This is a genomic window from Planococcus liqunii, from assembly GCF_030413595.1.
Lineage (GTDB): Bacteria > Bacillota > Bacilli > Bacillales_A > Planococcaceae > Planococcus > Planococcus liqunii.
Map to the genome: position 1 here is coordinate 1,723,889 of NZ_CP129238.1, position 21,186 is coordinate 1,745,074.

22 protein-coding genes are annotated in these 21,186 nt (G+C 48.3%); 16 read left to right on the forward strand and 6 right to left on the reverse strand.

The genetic code is table 11. The features are described from left to right. Positions 1-199 precede the first annotated feature (199 nt). Positions 200-1,441, forward strand: coding sequence for a DNA polymerase IV (locus QWY22_RS08705; protein WP_300984020.1), 1,242 nt, complete (start codon positions 200-202; stop codon positions 1,439-1,441). 7 nt (positions 1,442-1,448) lie between these two features. After that, complete coding sequence (rnz, locus tag QWY22_RS08710; protein WP_300984021.1) at positions 1,449-2,408, forward strand: ribonuclease Z; 960 nt, start codon at positions 1,449-1,451, stop codon at positions 2,406-2,408. Between the two features lie 644 nt (positions 2,409-3,052). Here rnz and namA read toward each other — a convergent pair. Further along, positions 3,053-4,069, reverse strand: a complete 1,017-nt coding sequence (gene namA, locus QWY22_RS08715; RefSeq protein WP_300984023.1) for an NADPH dehydrogenase NamA — start codon at positions 4,067-4,069, stop codon at positions 3,053-3,055. 56 nt (positions 4,070-4,125) lie between these two features. Continuing rightward, positions 4,126-4,929, reverse strand: a complete 804-nt coding sequence (gene proC / locus QWY22_RS08720) for a pyrroline-5-carboxylate reductase (RefSeq protein ID WP_300984025.1) — start codon at positions 4,927-4,929, stop codon at positions 4,126-4,128. Between the two features lie 712 nt (positions 4,930-5,641). Between proC and QWY22_RS08725 the strand changes: the two genes are divergently transcribed. The 9 genes from QWY22_RS08725 (at position 5,642) to QWY22_RS08765 (ending at position 16,898) form a co-directional block, all read left to right on the forward strand. Further along, entirely contained in the window at positions 5,642-6,589 is a 948-nt protein-coding gene (locus QWY22_RS08725; RefSeq protein ID WP_300984026.1) for an MBL fold metallo-hydrolase, read from the forward strand. Between the two features lie 104 nt (positions 6,590-6,693). After that, positions 6,694-7,257: a hypothetical protein gene (locus tag QWY22_RS08730; protein WP_300984027.1), complete on the forward strand. Its 564-nt coding sequence runs from the start codon at positions 6,694-6,696 to the stop codon at positions 7,255-7,257. 125 nt (positions 7,258-7,382) lie between these two features. After that, positions 7,383-8,618: an argininosuccinate synthase gene (locus QWY22_RS08735; RefSeq protein WP_300984361.1), complete on the forward strand. Its 1,236-nt coding sequence runs from the start codon at positions 7,383-7,385 to the stop codon at positions 8,616-8,618. Then, positions 8,615-9,988, forward strand: a complete 1,374-nt coding sequence (argH, locus tag QWY22_RS08740) for an argininosuccinate lyase (RefSeq protein WP_300984028.1) — start codon at positions 8,615-8,617, stop codon at positions 9,986-9,988. Before QWY22_RS08735 ends, argH begins: the two co-directional genes overlap by 4 nt. 266 nt (positions 9,989-10,254) lie before the next feature. Continuing rightward, on the forward strand, positions 10,255-11,535 hold the full coding sequence (locus QWY22_RS08745) for a Y-family DNA polymerase (protein ID WP_300984030.1): 1,281 nt from the start codon (positions 10,255-10,257) through the stop codon (positions 11,533-11,535). A gap of 117 nt (positions 11,536-11,652) precedes the next feature. Then, positions 11,653-13,407: an ABC transporter transmembrane domain-containing protein gene (locus tag QWY22_RS08750; RefSeq protein ID WP_300984031.1), complete on the forward strand. Its 1,755-nt coding sequence runs from the start codon at positions 11,653-11,655 to the stop codon at positions 13,405-13,407. Beyond that, on the forward strand, positions 13,407-15,176 hold the full coding sequence (locus QWY22_RS08755; RefSeq protein ID WP_300984032.1) for an ABC transporter ATP-binding protein: 1,770 nt from the start codon (positions 13,407-13,409) through the stop codon (positions 15,174-15,176). The genes QWY22_RS08750 and QWY22_RS08755 overlap by 1 nt, the downstream gene beginning before the upstream one ends. Before the next feature lie 418 nt (positions 15,177-15,594). Next, on the forward strand, positions 15,595-16,305 hold the full coding sequence (locus QWY22_RS08760) for a cytochrome c biogenesis CcdA family protein (RefSeq protein WP_300984033.1): 711 nt from the start codon (positions 15,595-15,597) through the stop codon (positions 16,303-16,305). A gap of 83 nt (positions 16,306-16,388) precedes the next feature. Then, on the forward strand, positions 16,389-16,898 hold the full coding sequence (locus QWY22_RS08765; RefSeq protein ID WP_300984034.1) for a CcdC family protein: 510 nt from the start codon (positions 16,389-16,391) through the stop codon (positions 16,896-16,898). Positions 16,899-16,982: 84 nt separating this feature from the next. Here QWY22_RS08765 and QWY22_RS08770 read toward each other — a convergent pair whose 3' ends face one another. Continuing rightward, the gene (locus QWY22_RS08770; RefSeq protein ID WP_074511469.1) at positions 16,983-17,417 is read right to left on the reverse strand and encodes a DUF2621 family protein; all 435 of its coding nucleotides are present in this window, start codon (positions 17,415-17,417) and stop codon (positions 16,983-16,985) included. A 121-nt stretch (positions 17,418-17,538) separates the two neighbouring features. Here QWY22_RS08770 and QWY22_RS08775 point away from each other — a divergent pair, with 121 nt between their 5' ends. From QWY22_RS08775 to QWY22_RS08790, 4 genes are all read left to right on the forward strand, one after another. Next, positions 17,539-17,757 (forward strand): DUF1659 domain-containing protein, encoded by a 219-nt coding sequence (locus tag QWY22_RS08775; protein ID WP_036809158.1) that lies wholly within the window; start codon positions 17,539-17,541, stop codon positions 17,755-17,757. A 20-nt stretch (positions 17,758-17,777) separates the two neighbouring features. Then, positions 17,778-17,993 (forward strand): DUF2922 domain-containing protein, encoded by a 216-nt coding sequence (locus QWY22_RS08780; protein ID WP_300984035.1) that lies wholly within the window; start codon positions 17,778-17,780, stop codon positions 17,991-17,993. Between the two features lie 55 nt (positions 17,994-18,048). After that, positions 18,049-18,177 carry a YvrJ family protein gene (locus QWY22_RS08785; protein WP_074511431.1) on the forward strand — a complete coding sequence of 43 codons (129 nt, stop codon included), beginning with the start codon at positions 18,049-18,051 and terminating at the stop codon, positions 18,175-18,177. A 95-nt stretch (positions 18,178-18,272) separates the two neighbouring features. Continuing rightward, positions 18,273-18,833, forward strand: coding sequence for an SCO family protein (locus QWY22_RS08790; protein WP_300984036.1), 561 nt, complete (start codon positions 18,273-18,275; stop codon positions 18,831-18,833). Positions 18,834-18,840: 7 nt separating this feature from the next. On the opposite strand, the gene mscL is transcribed toward QWY22_RS08790, so the two are convergent. Next, on the reverse strand, positions 18,841-19,230 hold the full coding sequence (mscL, locus tag QWY22_RS08795; protein ID WP_300984037.1) for a large conductance mechanosensitive channel protein MscL: 390 nt from the start codon (positions 19,228-19,230) through the stop codon (positions 18,841-18,843). Between the two features lie 161 nt (positions 19,231-19,391). Here mscL and QWY22_RS08800 point away from each other — a divergent pair, with 161 nt between their 5' ends. Beyond that, the gene (locus tag QWY22_RS08800; RefSeq protein WP_300984038.1) at positions 19,392-20,039 is read left to right on the forward strand and encodes a lytic transglycosylase domain-containing protein; all 648 of its coding nucleotides are present in this window, start codon (positions 19,392-19,394) and stop codon (positions 20,037-20,039) included. Positions 20,040-20,080: 41 nt separating this feature from the next. Here the strand turns inward: QWY22_RS08800 and QWY22_RS08805 are convergent, their stop codons facing one another. Beyond that, entirely contained in the window at positions 20,081-20,347 is a 267-nt protein-coding gene (locus QWY22_RS08805) for a GlsB/YeaQ/YmgE family stress response membrane protein (protein WP_036809143.1), read from the reverse strand. 198 nt (positions 20,348-20,545) lie between these two features. Continuing rightward, positions 20,546-21,088 (reverse strand): cysteine hydrolase family protein, encoded by a 543-nt coding sequence (locus QWY22_RS08810; protein ID WP_300984040.1) that lies wholly within the window; start codon positions 21,086-21,088, stop codon positions 20,546-20,548. Positions 21,089-21,186: the final 98 nt, after the last annotated feature.

The following is a 21,186-nucleotide window of genomic DNA, read 5'->3' on the forward strand; positions in this document are numbered from 1 at the left end:
GATGGAAATGCTTGTGAGTCGTAAACAATTCGCTGCGGGTCGTATTTCAGCGGCTTCTGGTCGTAATTGATTCCCTACTGGTCGTATTTTTCGCATTGTTGGTCGTAAGGAGACAAGGGATATTCTGAAAATACGGAGCAGCAAGCATCCGAGCTTTTCATATGGTAAACTGGAAGAAAACGAAAGTGAAGCGATCCACATGGCTGGCCGAGTGATTTTCCATATTGATATGAATAGTTTTTACGCCTCGGTCGAGCAGTCGCATGACCCTTCTTTAAAGGGCAAAGCCATAGCGATTGCAGGCAATCCGAAAGAGCGGCGCGGCATTATTGTCACGTGCTCTTACGAAGCACGGGCGCATGGCATCTATACCACGATGCAGGTGCACGAAGCAAAGCGGAAGTACCCGGAATTGATCTTGTTGCCGCCAAACTTCGAGCGCTACCGGGCAGCGTCAAAAGCGATGTTCGAAATACTGCGTTCGTATACCGATCTGGTGGAACCGGTATCGATCGACGAGGGCTATGTCGATGTGACGGAGCTTGCAAAAGAGCGCCACGCCTTGTCGATTGCGGAGGAAATCCAGCAGCGCATGAAGTCGGAACTCGATTTGCCGTGTTCGATCGGCATTGCACCGAATAAGTTTTTGGCAAAAACGGCATCCGACATGAAAAAGCCGATGGGCATTACCATCTTAAGAAAACGCGACATCCAGGAAAAGTTATGGCCGCTTGAGGTCATTGAAATGCACGGCATCGGCGAGAGCACCGCGGCGAAACTAAAGCGGCTGTCGATTGACACCATTGGGGATCTGGCGAATGCCAATACCGGCCTCATCAAAGAAAAAATGGGCAAAAACGGACTGCGGCTCCAAAACCGGGCCAATGGCATCGATGATCGAATCGTAGATCCCGAGTCTATTTACGACACGAAAAGCGTGGGTACGTCAACCACGCTGCCGGTCGATGAAACGGATGAAGAGCAGTTGAAGGTGATTTTCCGCCAGTTGAGTGCAAAAGTGGCCAACCGGCTGGAAGCCAAGGAACTGGCAGGGCCGACTGTCAGCATCCAGACGCGCAGTTCGGAATGGCAAAACCACACCCGCAGCATCACGTTGAAAAATACCGTCTGGAAAAGCGACGATATTTTCCGCCACGCCTGGCAATTGTTCACGAAAAACTGGAACGGGGAACCGCTCCGGCTGGTCGGCGTCACGGTGTCGAACGTTAAGGACAAAGGCGATATGACCGAGCAGTTGTCGATTTTTAATTTTCAGGAGCATGCCAAAGAAGAGCCGATTCTTGATTTGATGTCCAAGCTGGAAACGAAATTCGGCAAAAACGTCTTGATCCGCGGCGCCAAATACAAGAAAACTTCCTATGACTCAAAAACCAGCTTCAGCAAGGATTTTCTTGATGACCACGACCACAATAGAAAGTAGGGACTTTATGCAATTATTATTTCTTGGGACAGGGGCAGGCATGCCGTCCAAGCAGCGCAACACGAGCGCGCTTGCCCTGAAATTGCTGGAAGAGCGCGGAACAGTCTGGCTGTTTGATTGCGGAGAAGCGACCCAGCATCAGATTTTACATACCACGTTAAAACCACGCAAAATCGAAAAGGTTTTCATCACTCATTTGCACGGCGACCACATTTTTGGTTTGCCCGGCCTGCTTGGTTCCCGGTCTTTCCAAGGCGGCGACGAGCCGCTGGAAATCTACGGTCCATCGGGCATCAAAGAGTTTGTGGAAACTTTCTTGCGCATCAGCCGCACGCATTTGACGTACGAGATCGTGTTTTACGAACAACTAGAGGGCGTCATTTTTGAAGACGGCACCATGCGGGTGGAAGCGGCATTGCTTGACCACGTCATTCCGTCGCACGGCTTCCGCATCACGCAAAAGCCCTTGCCCCCAAAATTGAACATGGAGCGCGCCATTTCTCTCGGCGTGCCGAAAGGGCCGCTGCTCGCGAAACTAAAAGGCGGGGAAGACGTCGTGCTTGAAGACGGCACCACAATCAAAAGTGAAGACGTTACAGAAGCGGCCCAGCCGGGATTCGTTGTCACCATTCTTGGCGACACACGGTATTGCGATGCCGCCGTCGCGTTAAGCCGGGATGCAGACGTTGTCGTCCACGAAGCCACTTTTGATGCAGAAACACAAAAACTGGCGAAAGACTATGGCCACTCGACCATACTCGATGCCGCAAAAATAGCAAAACGCGCCGGCGCGAAAACACTCATTGCCAACCATATCAGCGCTCGGTTCTTGCCGGATGATGAAAAAATTCTGATTGCCCAAGTGAAAGACGTGCATCCGCGCACATGGATCGCCCGCGATTTCGCAGAATACGAATGGAACCAGCAGTCGCGCCAATTAAAGAAAAAAATGGAAAGCCATCGTTAATCGATGGTTTTTTTTGGTTTTAAAAAGTTTTTAATGGAAATAATAGAACAAACGTTCGATTTATGATAAAATAAAGGTACAGCTGCATGAGGACGGTTTGGCCATTCCCGGAGAAAGGGGGTGGTGACATGACGATTTCAGAATCATTTGCTCTTGTTTTCACGAGCATTGGACTCACGATCAGTGCAGTGACTTTGGTCGTTTCCATGATTTTGGCCATGAACGAAAAAAAATAACCGTCCCTTGTGGTAGAGGAATGACGGTTATTTTCAGAGCCTAGTTTTCCAGCCAACCGCTCACGCGCGGCATGCAGCTGGCCGAATGCTTCGGCATTCGGTTTTTTTACGCTAGTTTCAGTATACTAAATCTGTTCGGATTTTTAAACACTTTTTGTTCTGAAAATACAGAAATAATAGAACATACGTTCTTATTGTGATAAAATAAATATACAGCTGCGGGCAAGGGACTTGGCTATAAACAAAGAAAATAACCGTCCCTTGTGGTAGAGGAATGACGGTTATTTTCAAAGCCAAGATTTCCAGCCAACCGCCCATGGTGCGGCATGCAGCTGGCCGAATGCTCCGGCATTCGGTTTTTTTTACGTTACTTTCAGTATACTAAATTCCTGGGATTTTGCAACTGCCTTAAACCCAGCCGCGCTTATATGGGACAGGCGCCTCGATATCGGCATTCAATTCCTTGGCAGCAGTGTAAGCCCAATAAGGGTCGCGAAGCAGTTCACGTGCCAGGAAAATCATATCCGACCGGCCGTTTTGCAAAATTTCTTCTGCGTGCAAAGGGCTCGTGATCAAACCGACTGCTCCTGTAGCAATCGGTGTTTCGTATTTGATGGTTTCCGCAAACGGAACTTGATAGCCCGGAAAGACGGGAATCTGTGCGGGTACAAGCGCCCCGGAACTGACATCGATCAAATCAACACCTTGCTGTTTCATCCATTGGGCCATTTCTACATATTGCTCCGGCGTCATGCCGCCTTCTGTATAATCCGTTGCTGAAATACGGACAAACAGCGGGCCGTCCCACACTTCATTGACGGCGTCGATCACTTCACGCAAGATGCGGTAGCGGTTTTCCGCCGAACCACCGTATTCATCGGTGCGTTTATTGGAAAGCGGCGACAGGAACTGATTGATCAAATACCCATGCGCAGCATGGATTTCAATCACTTCAAAGCCCGCTTCTTTGGATCGTCTTGCGCCTTCTTTGAAGGCCTGGATGGTTTCTGCGATTTCTTCAGGCGTCATAGCTTTCGGCGTCTGGTATTTTTCATTAAAAGCAAGGGCACTCGGCGCCTGGATCGGCACTTGAAGGTCTGCTTTGCGGCCGGCGTGTGCCAATTGGATGCCCGTTTTGGAACCGTTTTGCTTCATCAGCCGGACGATTTCCGCGAGCCCTTCAACATGGCTGTCATCCCAAATGCCCAAATCTCTCATGGAAATGCGCCCTTGCGGCTGGACAGCTGTCGCTTCTACAATGATCAGCCCGATTTGGCCGACAGCACGCGTCGGATAATGCACACGGTGCCAGTCGGTCACTCGGCCGTCTTCTTGATCGCTCTGATACATGCACATCGGTGCCATAACGATGCGGTTTTTAAAAGTGGTGTTTTTAATGGTCAGTGGTTCAAATAATTTAGCCAATACAAGTTCCTCCCCTTTAGTGCCAAATGAGTCGATATCTAGTATAGCAAAAGGAATTATTCAAATTCGCGTCCCAAGGCTTGGGAGCGGCTGGATGCCTGCTCTATGCATTCTCCAATGATGCGTTTGAAGTCGTTTTTCTCCAGGGAAGCAATGCCGGCTGCGGTGGTGCCGTTCGGGCTTGTCACTTTTTTCCGCAGTTCTTTAAAATCTGCCTGCTGGAGCATGTCGGCAGCGCCGGATATCGTATGGCGCACGAGTTTAGTGGCGTCTTCCAGCGACAAACCGCTGTTGACGCCGGCTTCGGTCATCGCTTCTGCAAAGTAGTAAACAAAGGCAGGTCCGCTGCCGGCAACCGCTGTTACGGCATCGAGCTGGCTTTCCTGGACGACGGTGACGCTGCCAATCGAAGAAAGCAGATCACGCAATTCGTATTGCTGGTCCAACGTCACTTGTTTGCTCCAGGCGACGCCTGTCGCCGACTTGCCGATTTTTGCCGATGTATTCGGCATCGCACGGGCAACCGGTAAATCACCGGCCAGCTTTTGGATGGTCTGAATCGAGACACCCGCCACAACCGACAGAACGACGGTCCCGGGGGATAAGTGCTCCTGTATGCCGCCCAGTGCAGCTTTCACGTCTTTCGGCTTCATCGCCAGTAAAATAAAATCGGCGTTTTCCAGTTCTGTTTTTTCTTTTTGGACAATATTGACCCCGTATTCATCCCGCAAAAACTCCAAACGATCAAAATCCGATTTGTTCATTACCGAAATATTCCTTGGGCTTAGTATGCGTTTATTGATCCAGCCGTGAATCATGGATTCTGCCATGGATCCGGCTCCTACACAAACGATATTCATTGCAGTCACTTCCTTTTCTGTTCTGTAAACGGATGGATTGGGTTCTTTTGTTCTTATGTAATGGGCGGAGAAGAGCCGTTGGATTTTAACGGCTTCTCTCTGGGTTTCAATTGTCTAGCCTCTGGCGGCCAACCCCTCGGGTCATAAGGCGTCTTGGCTATGCGGCTGAAAAAATGTCGCTTCGCCAATCCGTCTTATGCCTGTCGAATCTAAACGGCCGTTTCCGTTTTTCCGTTGTCTAGACTCCGGTGCCCAGCTCCTCGGGTCATAAGCCGTCTTGGCTATTCGGCTGAAAACATGCCGCTTCGCCAAGACGTCTTATGCCTGTCAGAGCTGATCGGGCACCTCCGCTTTTCAATAAAAAAAGCGCATTCGTCCCTGCTTTGCAAGGACGAAAACGCTTGGTTTCCGCGGTACCACCTAAATTTGCCGGCGAGCGGCACTTCTCGAGCTCTTTATCGCAGAGATACGGCCGTGTTTGCACGGCAGCTCGAAAGCAGGTTCGAGAAGGGAGCGGGGATGCGCGTTTCAGCTGGAGCGCACTCTCTTGGCACCATCACCTTCTGTACTGGTCTTTTTCTTCGCTTGTCTATATTACCTGAATTATAGAGGGAGTCTTAATTGTTTGTCAAATGCTCTTTGGTGCGTGACGAAACAGAAAAATATCGGTATGATAGGTGAATAGCGATTCAGTTTCAAGGGAGATGGAGAAATGAGTTTACATAAGATAATTATTCCGACGCCTTTTGCGGTCGGCGACGTGAATTCCTATTTGATTAAGGGCGATATGCTGACATTGATTGATGCCGGCCCGAAAACGCCGGAAGCATGGCTTGCGTTAAAAGCAGGGCTGAAAGAAGCCCATGTTGAACCGAAAGATGTAGAGCAAGTTGTGCTGACGCATCACCACCCGGACCACGCCGGCTGGGTAGACGGTTTTGAAAATGCCAAATTATACGGACACCCTTATAATGATTTGTGGCTGAGGCGCGACCAGGCTTTTCTCGATTACCACGATGCGTTTTATCTCGAACGCTTGAAGGAAGAAGGCGTTCCGGAAGAGCTATGGTTCTGGGTCAAGAAAATGAAACGGCCGCTGAATTTAATGGGCAGCCGGCCGCTGGATATGTCGATTAATGAAGGCGATGCATTGCCTGGGCATGAAGAATGGCATGCGATGGAAACGCTTGGCCACGCACAAAGCCATTTGTCTTTCTGGAATCCCGAAAGCAGAGAAATGATCGGCGGGGACCACGTGATTGCCAAAGTGTCTTCGAATCCACTGATCGAGCCTCCGCTCGATCCTGCTGACGGCCGTCCAAAATCGCTGCTTCAATACAATGCATCGTTGGGGCGTTTATTGAAAATGCCGATTGATGTGATTTACAGCGGACATGGCGATGAAGTGCGCAATGTCCATGAACTGGTCGCAGGGCGTTTAGAGAAGCAGCATCAGCGTGCACTGAAAGTGCTCGATATGCTCAGCCAGGAAGAACAGAACGTATACGACTTGACGAAGCAGCTGTTTCCTTATGCGTATGAAAAAGAACTGGGATTGACCTTGTCTGAAACAATCGGACAAATTGATTATTTGCTGGAAGACGGTTTAATCACGGAACGGCTGGATGATTCAGGGATTTTCCGGTATTCGAAAGTCTAAACGGTTTTTATTGCACCGAGGACTTTCAGCGGTTAAAATTAACCTGTTAGACTTTTCAAAAAATGCATAAAGACAGCGAAGATTAAAACGAAAAGGAATGGGTTATGTTGAAAAAAATAAGCATCTTGATGGCAAGCCTGCTATTTCTGGCTGCGTGTTCTGACGACAAGGCCGCTGAGCCTGTTGCAGACAAGCCAAAAGAACAGCAAGCAGCGACTGCCGAGCAACAGCAGGAAATGTCTGAGGAAGGGTTCATCACACAAGTGACGCAGGAGAATCAGATCCTGGTAAATAATATTTATTTTACGATCCCGAAAGATGTGAAGGTCCAGTTTGATAATGGCACCGAAACGACCGAAGGGGTCATCAGTGATATCAGAACCGGCATGAAAGTCAGCATCGATTATAACGGTCCGCTCGGCGAAACCTTTCCTATGGAAGGCGAAGCCCAAACCGTCTCCATTTTGAATGACGAAGAGTCTGCGGAGCAATCCGAAGCGCTTGTCGCTTATATAGAAGGGGAACAATTGTCGAGCCTGGTCATACTGGGCCAGCCGATTGTGCGGGACAATGAAATCGGATTCCTGTTCAATAATATGATTGACGGGGAAATGACGGAAGTGCGCATCAACATGGATACACATGAATATACAGTCGGTGGAAAGTAAAAGCAGCTAACGCTGCTTTTTTTTATGCAAAAATATGAATTAATTTACTTGCACTTATAAATAGTACGTGCTATTATATGTATATTCACATCACATAACTGTATAAAAATACATTGGAGGTTTTCATATTGAATAAAAAAATTGTACTCGCATACTCAGGCGGTTTAGATACATCGGTGGCCATTCCGTGGCTGAAAGGACAAGGCTACGACGTCGTCGCGGTTTGCCTGGATATCGGGGAAGGCAAGGATTTAAATTTCATTAAACAAAAAGCGCTTCAAGTTGGCGCAGTGGAAAGCTACATGATTGACGCAAGAGAAGAATTTGCCGAAGAATACGCACTCGTTTCGCTTCAAGCCCATACATTATATGAAGGCAAATACCCGCTTGTGTCGGCGCTATCGCGTCCGTTGATCTCCAAGAAATTGGTTGAAATCGCAGAAGAAACCGGCTCAACTGCTGTTGCCCACGGCTGTACAGGCAAAGGCAACGACCAAGTGCGTTTTGAAGTATCGATTAAATCATTGAATCCAAATCTCGAAGTCGTAGCGCCGGTCCGTGCATGGGCTTGGTCGCGTGATGAAGAAATCGCTTATGCCAAAGAAAACAACGTGCCGATTCCGGTCAATTTGGACAGCCCGTTCTCCATCGACCAAAATCTCTGGGGACGCGCCAACGAATGCGGCGTCTTAGAAGATCCGTGGGCTTCGCCTCCTGAAGAAGCTTATGACATTACAAATTCACTGGAAAACACACCGGATACGCCGGATGTGGTGGAAATCGAATTTTTGAACGGGGTGCCGGTTCAGTTGAATGGTGTTTCGTACACATTCGCGAACCTCATTCTGGAATTGAATAAAATTGCCGGCAAACACGGCGTCGGCAGAATCGACCATGTGGAAAACCGTTTGGTCGGCATCAAATCACGTGAAATTTATGAAGCTCCAGCGGCCATGACATTGATTGCGGCGCATAAAGAGCTTGAAGACATCACGTTGGTGAAAGAAATGGCGCATTTCAAACCGGTCATCGAGAAAAAATTGACGGAATTGATCTACGAAGGATTATGGTTCTCACCGCTTCGTACGGCTCTGCAGGCCTTCCTGAAAGAAACACAAGTATTTGTCAACGGGACAGTGCGTGTGAAATTGTTCAAAGGCCATGCCATTATTGAAGGGCGTAAATCCGCTAATTCTCTTTACAGCGAGCAATTGGCGACATATTCTACTGACGATACGTTCAACCATGAATCGGCTGTCGGCTTTATCGAATTATGGGGCCTTCCGACTGTCGTTAACTCCATGGTCAACAAAAAAGAAGTCGTTGTTCCTGAAAACGTGAAAGTAGGCGTTCAATCATGACCAAACTGTGGGGAGGCCGTTTCCAAAAATCGGCCGAACAGTGGGTCGATGAGTTCGGAGCTTCAATTTCTTTTGATCAGAAATTAGTCATGGAAGATTTGGAAGGCAGTACGGCGCATGTGAAAATGCTGTCGGCCTGCCAGATCCTTACGGAAGACGAAGCGGCGCTGATCCTATCGGGTCTTGAGACTTTGAAAGAAAAAGCACAAGCCGGCGATCTGGAATTCAGTGTTTCGAATGAAGACATCCATTTAAACTTGGAAAAACATTTAATCGATGAAATCGGTCCGGTCGGCGGCAAGCTGCATACGGCAAGAAGCCGCAACGACCAAGTAGCGACCGATATGCATCTGTATTTGAAAAATCGCGTCAAAGAAATCATCGAAGCGGTTGCCGCTTTCCAGTCGGCGATTGTGGAGCAGGCCGAAGCACAGGTAGACACGATTGTGCCGGGCTATACGCATCTGCAGCGTGCCCAGCCCATTTCGTTCGGACATCATTTGCTGACGTATTTCTGGATGCTCGAGCGCGACAAAGAACGCTTGTCCGAATCGCTGAAACGCATTGATTTGTCGCCGCTTGGTGCGGGTGCCATGTCCGGCACGACGTTCCCGATTGACCGGGAAATGTCGGCTGACTTATTAGGCTTTTCGGGCGTTTACCAAAACAGCCTGGACGCTGTCAGCGACCGCGATTTCATCGTAGAATTTTTGAGCAATGCTTCGATGCTGATGATGCATATGTCGCGATTCGCCGAAGAAATCATTCTTTGGTCAAGCGAAGAGTTCCGCTTTGTCGAATTGGACGATGCTTTTTCGACCGGCTCAAGCATCATGCCGCAAAAGAAAAATCCGGATATGGCGGAATTGATCCGCGGCAAGACCGGGCGCGTCTACGGCAATTTGTTCGGCTTGCTGACCACTTTGAAAGGCCTGCCGCTTGCCTACAATAAAGACATGCAGGAAGACAAGGAAGGCATGTTTGATACCGTTCACACGTTGATGGGCTCGTTGCCGATATTTGAAGGCATGGTCCGCACGATGACGGTCCGCACCGATTCGATGGAAAAAGCCGTGCATTCGGATTTCTCCAATGCCACAGAGCTTGCCGACTATTTGGCGGCAAAAGGCATGCCGTTCCGCGAAGCGCATGACGTGACCGGAAAACTGGTATTCACTTGCATCCAGCGCGGTTATTTCCTAAAAGATTTGCCTCTTTCGGATTTGCAGGATGCGAGCCCACTGATTGGCGAAGACATTTACGAAACCTTGAAGCCGAAAACTGCCGTTCAGCGCAGAAATTCGCTCGGGGGTACAGGATTTGATCAAGTACACCATCAATTGGGACTTGCCAAGCAACTCATCGGGTGAAAAGTCCAATCATATAAGCCAGGTGCGCTTGGTACCCGCATCTGGAAACTAAAAGCCGATTTTCCTCTCCCCTAAGGAAAATCGGCTTTTATATTTGTTTTGATTCAAAACGGTTTGCCTGTTTGCAAAGGCCAGCCGTTTTTTTACGTTGCCTTGTGCCTGCCGAACCCACCATGGCGGGTTTGAGTTCCGCCAAAAACGGTTATTGATTAAGAACAAGTGTTCCTATATGCTTAAGGAAGAGAGAAAAAAAGGAGGCGAAAGGCATGTATGAAGGATTGGACACAAGGCCGATCATTTGCCTCGACATGCGAAGTTTCTACGCCAGCTGCACTGCGATTGACCTCGGCCTTGATCCATTGACCGCCTGCATTGCCGTCGTCGGCAACCAGGAGCGGCGCGGCAGTGTGGTGTTGGCCGCCTCGCCGGTGCTGAAAAAAGAATTCGGCGTACGGACCGGGACCCGGCTCTTCGAAATTCCGGACGATCCGCGCATTATGAAAATCGAGCCGAAAATGGGCTTTTTTCTGGACGTGTCGATGGAAATCACGCGTTTGTTGAAAGAATACGTACCGACTGAAGCGATCCATGTGTACAGTGTTGATGAAAGTTTTGTCGATTTAAGCGGCACCCAAAAATTATGGGGGACGCCGGAGCACTTGATTGCCCGCATCCAGGACGATATCATCCGCCAGTTCTGTTTGCCTTCCGCAATCGGCATGGGCCCGAATATGCTGATGGCGAAATTGGCGCTTGATTTGGAAGCCAAAAACAAAGGGTTCGTGAAATGGGATTTTAAAGACGTACCGGAAAAATTGTGGCCGGTCGCACCGCTCAGCAAAATGTGGGGAATCGGTTCACGGCTTGAAGCCACATTGAACGGCATGGGCATTTTTTCTGTCGGCGACTTGGCGCATACGGACTTGGCGCAGCTTGAAGCCAGTTTTGGGATACTCGGCAACCAATTGTACCACCATGCCTGGGGCATCGATTTGTCCGAACTTGGCCCGCCGATCATTGAAGGGCAAGTGAGTTACGGAAAAGGGCAGATTCTATATCGCGATTATACAACCGCCGGGGATATTTTGACGGTGGTCCTTGAAATGGCAGAAGATGTAGCTAGACGGGCGCGCACGGCGGGAAAAGCGGGGCGGACGGTAACGCTTTCGGTCGGTTACAGCAAAAAAGCATTCGGCGGCGGTTTCCACCGGGCCCGCACCATTGATGAAGCGACCAATGAGACATTGAAAATCTATGCGGTTTGCAAAGAGCTGTTGGAGGAGTTTTATGACGGCCGCCCGGCAAGAAGGCTCGCCATTACATTGACAAAACTTGAAGACGAAACGTCGATGCAGTTGAGCTTGTTTGAACAGCGCAAATGGCAGACGCGCAAACTCGGAGAAGCGATGGACCAGCTGCGTTCAAAATACGGGCCGACCGCCGTCTTGCGGGCGGTTTCCTATACAGAAGCCGGCACGGCACGCGAACGCGCCCGTCTGATCGGCGGCCATAATGCAGACGGCAGCTTTGAAGAACTGGAAGACTGACGCCTGCTCAATTTATTTCAAAACTCGAATTATTTTCTATCTTTCCATAAATAAGCTTGGTAAAATAAAAAAAGAATCCATTCATACATATATTTCATAAAGCAAGGGGAAAAGAAGATGCGCGTTTTTTGGGAGTTGGGCTGGTTTTTCAAGGAAAGAAAAAAGCAATACATAACCGGAGTCATCCTGCTTTTGTTTGTGGCATTTCTCGGGGTACTGCCGCCGCGCATTATCGGGTTTGTTGTGGACGAAATCGGACGGAGCACCTTGACGCCCGCATTTTTGGTGAAGTGGCTGGGGATCCTCGGCGCCTCGGCGCTTTTGATGTATGCGCTCCGCTATGCCTGGCGATTGATGATCTTCGGTTCATCAATCCTGCTGGCACGGAATTTGCGTGAGCGGCTGTTCACCCATTTCACCCAGATGTCGCCGGCGTTTTACCAAAAGCGGCGGGTCGGCGATTTGATGGCACATGCCACGAACGATTTGCAGGCGGTGCAGCAGACAGCCGGCATCGGCGTTTTGACGCTGGTCGATTCGATTGCGACGGGCGGCTTTGTTATTGCCGCGATGGCCCTTACCGTCAGCTGGAAATTGACATTGATCGTGCTGCTGCCGATGCCGCTGATGGCGTATATGACCAATTATTACGGCAAGCTGCTGCACGAACGCTTCCATGGGGCGCAAGAAGCCTTTTCAAGCCTCAATGACAAGACGCAGGAAAGCATTTCCGGCATGAAAGTGATCAAGACATTTGGGCAGGAGGAGCAGGACATTGACGACTTCAAAAGATTGTCCCACCGTGTAGTTGATGAAAACATCCGTGTGGCCCGTGTCGATTCGCTGTTCGATCCGACCATTTCGGCGATTATTGGCGTCTGTTATTTTCTGGCGCTCGGATTTGGCACGTATTTTGTAGTGAATGGCGAAATGACCATCGGCGACATGGTGGCTTTCACGACTTACCTTGGCTTATTGGTTTGGCCGATGCTTGCTTTCGGCTGGCTTTTCAATATCGTCGAACGCGGGCGCGCTTCTTATGACCGGATCCGCCGTTTGCTTGCAGAACCGGTCGATATCGGTGACCGGGAAGACGCCGTTGACGTGCGCCCGGCAGGGGATATCGTCTTTTCACTTGAACAATTCCAATTCACCGGCGACGACCGGGCGGCGCTGCGGGATGTTTATTTCACCTTGCGCCGCGGGGAGACGCTCGGAATTGTCGGAAAGACCGGTTCCGGAAAATCAGCAATTTTGCGCCTGCTGCTGCGTGAATTCGACCATTACGTCGGCGACATTACGTTTGGCGGCATTTCGGTCAACGACTACAAAAAACAGCAGCTGCGAAAAGCGATCGGCTATGTGCCGCAGGACCATTTCCTGTTCTCCACCACAGTGGCCGGGAACATCGCTTTTGCCCGGCCGGATGCCGCCATGGAAGAAGTGCACGAGGCGGCGAAGCTTGCCCATATCCACAATGATATCCTGAATTTTACGGAAGGCTATAGCACGATTGTCGGAGAGCGCGGCGTGTCGCTGTCAGGCGGCCAGAAACAGCGGATTTCCATTGCGCGTGCCTTGATGATGCAGCCGGAACTGCTGATTTTGGACGATTCCTTGTCAGCGGTCGATGCCAAAACGGAAGAAGCGATTCTTTCATCTTTGAAAAAAACGCGGACCGGCGCGACAACAATCATCACGTCCCACCGCTTGAGCGCAATTCAGCATGCGCATCAGATCCTTGTCATGCATGAAGGCACAGTCGCTGAAATCGGGACCCATGACCAATTGATGAAGAAAAAAGGGCGTTATTACGAAATGTATGAGCTGCAGCAATTGGAAGCGCTCGTCGAACAAGGAGGCGAGGCGTAATGGAAAAACCGAACGAATTGACCGGCAAAGACCAGTGGCTTGTCTTCAAACGCTTATTGAAGTATTTGGCGCCGCATAAGAAAATGCTGGCAGTCGCCATGCTCCTCTTGGTGCTGACCGTCATTGGCGATGTGCTAGGGCCGGTGCTGATCAAGACGTTTATCGACGATTACTTGACGCCCGGCTCGTTTCCAACCGGCCCGGTTGCCGGGCTCGCGCTCGGCTACTTTTTCATCCAGGTTTCCAATGTCGTCATCAGCTATTTCCAGCTGCTGAAATTCCAGGAAGCGGCATTGAAAATCATTCAGCAGCTGCGCATCGATGTTTTTACGAAAGTCCAAAATCTGGGGATGCGCTATTTCGACCGGACTCCTGCCGGCAGCATGGTGTCACGCGTCACCAATGACACCGAAGCCATCAAGGAAATGTTCGTCAGTGTACTGATCGGCTTTGTGCAAAGCATCTTTTTGATATTCGGCGTTTATATCGCGATGTTCTTCCTGAATGTCCGGCTCGCGCTCATCACCCTGCTGGTGCTGCCGATTCTTGTATGGATCATGTATTTATACCGCAAATACAGTTCGGAATTCTATCAGGATCTGCGTGAGCGGCTCGGGCAGCTGAATGCCAAATTGTCCGAATCGCTGCAGGGAATGGGCATGGTCCAGGCATTCGGACAGGAAGCACGGCTGCAGGATGAATTCAATGAAATCAACGAAAAACATTGGCAGGCGGGCAAGCGCAACATCAAATTGGACGGCTTGCTGCTGCATCCGGCGATTGACTTGGTGTATGCATTGGCACTGATCCTTTTACTCAGCTATTTTGGCGTGACATCATTTACAAATACGGTAGAAGTGGGGGTCCTGTATGCCTTTGTGGCGTACATCAACCGATTTTTTGAACCGGTCAACCAGGTCATGGAGCGGTTGTCGATTTTCCAGCAGGCCATTGTTTCAGCTTCCCGCGTTTTTGAATTGCTCGATGAAGACGATTTGGCACCGGCGCAAGACGGGGCAGGCGGCGAGATTGCTGACGGAAAAATCGAATTTCGCAATGTCAGCTTTTCGTATGACGGCAAAGCCGATGTATTGAAAAACATCAGTTTCACCGCAATGCCGGGGGAAACCGTGGCGCTTGTCGGCCATACGGGAAGCGGAAAAAGTTCCATCATCAATTTGCTGATGCGGTTTTACGAATTTGAACGAGGCGATATCCTGATTGATGGGCAGTCGGTAAAAGCATATCCGGGAAAAGAGCTGCGCAGCAAAATGGGGCTCGTGCTGCAGGACCCATTCCTGTTTTATGGCACGATTGACAGCAATATCCGATTGCACAACCGCAGCATGCCGGATCAGACAGTCCAAGCTGCAGCACAGTTCGTGCAGGCTGACCGATTTATCAACGAATTGCCAAAAGGCTACGGGCAGCAGGTGACGGAACGCGGATCCACTTTTTCAAGCGGGCAACGCCAACTCGTTGCATTTGCGCGGACAATGGCCACTGATCCGAAAATACTGGTGCTCGATGAAGCGACAGCCAACATCGATACGGAGACGGAAGTGGCAATCCAGGTCGGGCTTGAGCGGATGCGTCAAGGGCGGACGACAATCGCGATTGCGCACCGCCTCAGCACGATCCAGGATGCGGAACTGATTTTGGTGCTGCACCACGGCGAAATTGTTGAACGCGGCACCCATCAGGAATTGCTGGCGAAACGCGGACTGTATCACAAAATGTACTTGCTTCAAAACGGCATTGTAGAATAAAAGAAGGGAACGGCTTTGGCCGTTCTTTTTTTTTCTGAATAACAGCCTGAAATCTTTAATAAATGTAGAAAACTACAAAAGGGAAAATTAAAAAGGCATAAAGGTGAAAAAATTCATAGTTAAAATGAAAAGCACTTTTTTCTTAATACATGTAGAAAGCTACATAAGGGAAACGTATAAAAAATCAAAACAAGCAACAAGAAGAAAAACAAGATTACATAAAAGCGACCAAAAGGTGATATGATGAAAAACAAATACGCTTAAACAACCAACGGCCAACTATTTAGCAAAAAACTGGCAATGGCGCTCGAAATATCCCATCGGTTTTCATTGTCCACAAAGATGTCACAGGCAAAGAGGCGGTCATGTAAAGGCAAATTTGGTAAGATAGGGAGAGCATAGTGAAAGGGTGACAATTGTGGCCAGTGATATCAATTTGTTTCTCGCATTTGGTGCGGGATTTTTGAGTTTTATTTCGCCCTGTACGCTGCCGTTGTATCCGGCATTTTTATCGTATATAACCGGGATGTCGATAGATGAACTCAAAAACGACAAAAAGGTCATGCGCAAACGCGGCATGTACCACACTTTATTTTTCTTGTTAGGATTTTCAACCATTTTTATTGCACTCGGATTCAGCACTTCTTTCTTTTACGAATGGTTTGTCCGGTATGATGAACTGATCCGCCAAGTTGGCGCTATTTTTATCGTCTTGTTCGGCTTGATGATTGTCGGTGTGTTTACGCCGAAGTTCTTGATGCAAGACCGGAAAGTATCGTTTAAAAACCGTCCTTCCGGCTTCCTCGGAACATTCGTTATCGGATTGGCTTTTGCCGCAGGATGGACGCCGTGTACCGGTCCAATTACAGCAGCTATTTATGCGCTTGCTGCAACGAACCCGGGGTCTGGCGTCTGGTATATGGTCGCTTATATTCTCGGCTTTGCGATACCGTTCTTCGTCTTGTCATTCTTTGTGGCACAGACGGGATGGCTGCGCCGCAACAGCCAAAAGATCATGACTGTTGGCGGCTATGTTATGATAGCTGTCGGTGTACTTCTGTTCTTTGATGGCATGACGTACCTGATCCGTATTTTGAGCCCGGTTTTCGGCGATTTCCAAGGATTCTAATGATGAAGCAGGTGGAAGCATGAGTACTAGATTTATAATAGAAGAAAATGGCCTGAAAATACGGAGCTTCGGAGTTGACCGACATGTTTGAGTTTTTGGAAATGGTTCCTCCCGAAATCATGCTGGTGGTGACCACTATTGGAGCGCTCGGCATGGGGATTATGGCGATGATTGTCCGCAGCAAATCGGCTAAAAAACCGGCATCGGCTAAAAAAATCATTTTGCCTCCACTTTTTATGTCAACGGGGGCTTTGATGTTCGTATTCCCGTTTTTCCGTGTCGCGCCTATCCAGATAGGTGAAGCATTGCTCGTCGGTGCTTTGTTTTCCACGGTGCTGATTTGGTCGTCCAAGTTTGAAATCCGCGATGGCGACATTTACTTAAAGCAATCGAAAGCCTTTGTTTTTATCCTGATCGGCTTATTGCTGATCCGGGTGATCGGCAAAGTCGTGTTAAGTTCTACGATTGATATCGGGGAACTGGGCGGCATGTTCTGGATTCTGGCTTTTGGCATGATTGTTCCATGGCGTCTTGCCATGTACCTGCAGTATAAAAAATTGCAGGGAAAACTGGAAAGCGCAGTCCCTAATTGAGGGCTGCGCTTTTTTAATCGAATCTGTTGCAATATAGCGCAGAAAGCAAGAAAAACGCCATTCCTTCAAAAGGAATGGCGTTTGTTATTTCTCGAAATATTGCTCGTACGGCGAAATGTCGATTTTCATTTCCGCCAACTTTTTCCGTAGGAATTTATGGTCGCGTTTTGGCGTCGCAATGATATATCCCCGGATAATGTGTTCGAGCTTCATTTTCTTCACTTTTTCTTCCAACAAAATCTGGCCGATTCTGCCAGCGATTTTTTGCTTAGCCACAGGGCGGAACAAGTCTGGAACCGGCTGCACCAATTCGTTCAGCATTGCTTTTTCTTCCGTACCCCATAAGTGGATGGTTTTATCCACGTAATACTCTTCCCAGTTCAAATCCGATAAGCCGTCTTTTTTAGGCATCGACTTTAAAAATTTCCGGAACATGAAATAGCCGCCGATAGCAAACAAGCCGACCAATACCACGACCCAGAACAGGATAAACCATAAAAACCAGCCTTCAAGTGCCACTTTGTTCACCTCGTTTATTCGTACCTTCATCTATTATAGAAGGATTTTCGTAAAAATTCATCCAAAAGGTATCTCTTTTTTTGATTTGTGTCTATATAGCGAATGAAAGGAGGTGATCGACATGGCAGCAAGCGAATTTAAAAGTGCAAGCATTCGGTGCACATACGACAACGGATTGGACGACAAAGGCAAGACGAAGAAAAAAGTAAAAGCGTACCACAACGTAACGGAAACAGCTGCGGCTGACGCAATCCACGCCGTAGCCATCGTGTTGACAGGCTTTGGCACGAAAGAGCTGATGTTCCTGGAAAAACAGTCCGGACTCAACATTTACGCATAATGACAAAGGGGGATTAACGAATGGCAAAAACATTGGAACTGATCTTTGCTACAGCAGCGGGCAAAGAAGTCACACTGTCGGTAGAGGATCCGCGCGAGAACGTCACTTCGCTTGAACTTCAGGCGGGCATGCAGACAATCATTGCACAAAACATTTTTGAAGTGGAAGGTTCACGTTTTGCTGCCGCCAAAGGCGCCCGCATCGTGGAACGCAACGTCGTCGATTACGAAGTTTAACAAGCGGGCTCTCCTGATTCGGGGGAGCCTTTTTGAATAGAAGCGAGGTGGAAAAATGGATGAGTGGATGCGGTTGATCCAAGAAGTGGGCTTCCCGATTTTTGTATCTTTTTACTTGATGCACCGGGTGGAAGCGAAGCTAGTGGCGATACACGATGCACTGGTGACATTAAAGCTTTCCTGACTTCACAGATTTGTGACAAAGAAGGAAGAGGTTCAGTTGAATTGGCCGAGGGCATTCGCTATGATTAAGGTTATGGATGAATGGAGGAATGCATCATGAGACATCTGCGAATTGCCCTCCTGATGGGGCTGATCCTGATTCTTTCAGCCTGCGGCAATCAATCAATTGAGGATTTTTCCTATACTGATCATAGAGGGGAGCAAGTTTCCCTAGATAGCTTAAAAGGGAAGCCATGGCTTGCCACTTTTGTCTTCACCAATTGTGAGACGGTCTGCCCGCCGATGACGTTTAACATGGCCAGCATTCAGGAAAAGCTTGTGGAAGAAGGCATCGAAGATTATAAAATTGTAGCGTTCAGTGTCGATCCCGAAGAAGATACACCGGAGAAAATGCAAGCGTACTTGGGCAATTTTTCCGTGCCTGATGAGTCGAAATGGCATTTGCTGACGGGGTACAGCCAAGAAGAAATTGCAGATTATGCCGTTGACAATTTCAAGGCGCTGGTCAAAAACGATCCGAACAGCGATCAAGTGGTCCACGGCACTACGTTTTATTTGATGGATGCAGAAGGGGCCGTCGCCAATAATTACGATGGCTATACGGATGTTCCGGTAGACGAGATTGCCGGCGACTTAAAAGAATTGATCCAAAAATAAAAACCGGTCATAGACCGGTTTTTTCTTTTGCTAATAAATCGCGGATTTCAATCAGCAGCTCTTCTTTTTTATCGAGCACTGCGGGCTCTTCTTCAGCAGGCACATCTTTTTTGCGTTTCAGTTTCGTGAAAATGCGAATAACAAGGAATATCGAAAAAGCAACGATGAAAAAGTCGATCACGGATTGTGCAAATATACCGTACCGCAACTCTGCCCCTTGGAATGTATAAGTCCAATCTTCCACGCTAAAACCGCCAAGCAAAATTCCGACTGCCGGCATGATGATGTCTTCCACCAATGAGGAAACGATTTTCCCGAATGCAGCTCCAATAACGACTGCAATCGCCAAGTCCAATACATTTCCTTTTAAAGCAAATTTCTTAAAATCTTCCCACATACGAACACCTCCTAAACTTCAGTATAGAGAAAGGCCGGATGGTTTTACACATGATTCGCATAAAACAATTCGAATTCGTCCTTTTTGAACAGGAGAACGATACAGATAAGTAAGGTAAACTGTGGTAAACTGGGGAAAATGGACATTTAGGTGTGGGAAGAATGAAGAAAAAAAGAAAGCTCAAGCGGAGCGTCCGTTTGAAATTGTGGTTTTTAATTATCCTGTTTCCAGCTGTTATTGTGCTGACCACGCTGTTTGTCGTGGTTTTTCATATGTTTAATCCAGTGTCGGTCGCGAATACATTAAAAGAAGCGCCACAACAATTATTTGAAATCGAATTGCCTGAAGAAAACATTCCGCTTTATCAAGAGGCTGCAGATGCATTCGGCATTCCATGGACTTTGCTTGCTGCACATCACCGCATTGAAACGAAGTTTTCAACGATGGATCCTTTGCTTTCGCCGGTTGGGGCAGAAGGGCATCTTCAGTTTATGCCGTGCACGTTTGTCGGCTGGACCCATCCAACGTGTTCCGGAAAAGGCCAAGGCGAAATTCCGGAAAAAGAAAAGACCGATCCGGCCGTGATTGCAAAATACGGAGGATATGGACTTGACGGAGATGGAGACGGAGTGGCCGATCCGTATAATTTGATGGATGCCCTGTACAGTGCGGCAAATTACTTGTCGAAGAACGGGGCAGCTGACGGGAAACTGGAGAAAGCTATTTTCCAGTATAACCACAGCGACCAATACGTAGAAGACGTTTTGCATTATTACCATCTGTATGAAGAGCAATTTCCGGACCAATAAAAAAGAGACCCCATAACGGGATCTCTTTTTTTATTGGCTTATTAAGTTCTTCTTGTTCTGCCTTTACGCATAGATCCAAGAATTAGGCTTAAGACAAATACTAATACCAAAGCACCAATCAATGCAGGGATTAGATAAACGCCCCAAATTTCTGGACCCCAATCGCCTAGTAATAAGCTACCTAGCCAAGCACCAACGATACCTGCAATAATGTTACCAATAATGCCGCCCGGGATGTCTTTACCAAGGATTAGACCTGCTAGCCAACCGATGATGCCACCCATAATCAAGAATAGTAAGAAACTCATTCTGTCCAACTCCTTTTTTAATAATGAATAAGTGCTACACTCTAGATATAACCTTAATCATGACTTTTGAAACATGGAGTTGAAAATAATTTTTAAAACGCCCATTTTTGCAAGCCCTCCGCCGCAGTAAGAAAGAAGGCTGCAGGCATGAAAAAATTAAAGGTACTGGTAAATCCAATCAGAAATTCGGCGTCGTATTCAGCGCACTTCGGCGCCAAGCGTGTTTTGGAAATGGCCGAGCGCCCATTCATGGCCAACCGGGTTGAAACTTGCAACCGCGTCTTGGTGAATCACAATATTGAATCCTTTGTTATAAGCTTCGACAGCCGTATGCAATACACAAATGTCGGTGCAGACGCCCACAATGTGAACTTCTTCGATGCCTCTTTCACGCAGCAGAATTTCCAGATTGGTTCCGGCAAATGCACTGTAACGGGTTTTGTCCATCCAGACAATGCGGTCTTGATGCTGTTCATACACCTCTGAAAGGCGGCCATACAAATTTCTGCCGGCTGTGCCTCGGATATTGTGGTCCGGGAAGAGTTTGGATTCGGGGTGGAAGTCGTTGTTGACTTCATGGAGATCAACTGGAAAAACGACGTAGTCTCCGGCTTGTATAAACTCCTCCGTCAACGAGCAAATCTTTTCTTCAATGGCCTGGCCGGGCTTTCCGCAGGTCAAGGCCCCGTCATCCGCCACGAAATCGACTGTATAATCTACTACTAATAACGCTTTTTTCATCTGTCTGCCTCCTAATCTTTTATCCTCTTAATCTAATCACAATTAAACTTTTAAAAAAAGAGATATTCATTATTGCAAAGAAAAAGAATTTTCTGTAT